At 66.5% G+C, this 1110-nt stretch carries 1 protein-coding gene; it reads right to left on the minus strand.

The annotated features are described in order from the left end of the window. Positions 1-1110 (minus strand): S-(hydroxymethyl)glutathione dehydrogenase/class III alcohol dehydrogenase (locus tag L2U69_RS19075; RefSeq protein WP_236108716.1); only part of this gene is annotated, 1110 nt, incomplete at its 5' end.

Consider the following 1110-nt stretch of genomic DNA (forward strand, 5'->3'; position numbering starts at 1 on the left):
TCAGAACGTGACGACGGCGCGGATGGACTTGCCGTCGTGCATCAGGTCGAAGGCGTGGTTGATCTGTTCCAGCGGCAGGACATGGGTGATCATCGGGTCGATCTCGATCTTCTTGTCCATGTACCAGTCGACGATCCTGGGCACGTCGGTCCGCCCGCGCGCGCCACCGAAGGCCGTACCGCGCCACACCCGCCCGGTCACCAGCTGAAAGGGACGGGTGGAGATTTCCTGGCCCGCCGCGGCGACGCCGATGATCACGCTCTCGCCCCAGCCCTTGTGGGCGCATTCCAGGGCCTGGCGCATCACCGTGGTGTTGCCCGTGCAGTCGAAGGAATAATCGGCCCCGCCCCCGGTCAGTTCGACCAGATGGGCGACGATGTCGCCGTCCACCTTCTTCGGGTTGACGAAATGGGTCATGCCGAAGCGCCGGCCCCAGTCCGCCTTGTCGTCATTGAGGTCGACGCCGACGATCATGTTGGCGCCCACCATGCGCAGGCCCTGGATGACGTTGAGGCCGATGCCGCCGAGGCCGAAGACGACGGCATTGCAGCCCGGCTCGGCCTTCGCCGTGTTGATCACGGCGCCGATCCCGGTGGTGACGCCGCAGCCGATGTAGCAGACCTTGTCGAAGGGCGCGTCGGGCCGGATCCTGGCCAGCGCGATCTCGGGCACCACGGTGTAATTGGCGAAGGTGGAGGTGCCCATGTAGTGCAGGATGGGCTTGCCCTTGTAGGAGAAGCGGGAGGTGCCGTCGGGCATCTGGCCCCTCCCTTGCGTGATCCTGATCTTCTGGCACAGGTTGGTCTTGCGGCTGAGGCAGTATTCGCACTCCCGGCATTCCGGGGTGTAGAGGGGGATGACGTGATCGCCCGGCTTCAGCGAGGTGACGCCCGGGCCGCATTCGACGACGACGCCCGCGCCCTCATGGCCCAGGATCGCCGGGAACAGGCCCTCGGGATCGGCGCCGGAGAGCGTATAGGCATCGGTGTGGCAGATGCCGGTCGCCTTGATCTCGACCAGCACCTCGCCCGCCTTCGGGCCCTCCAGCTGCACCGTGACGATTTCGAGCGGTTTGCCGGCCTCGAAGGCGACGGCGGCGCGGACGTCCAT

This window comes from Zavarzinia marina (assembly GCF_021568905.1).
GTDB classification, from domain to species: Bacteria; Pseudomonadota; Alphaproteobacteria; order Zavarziniales; family Zavarziniaceae; genus Zavarzinia; species Zavarzinia marina.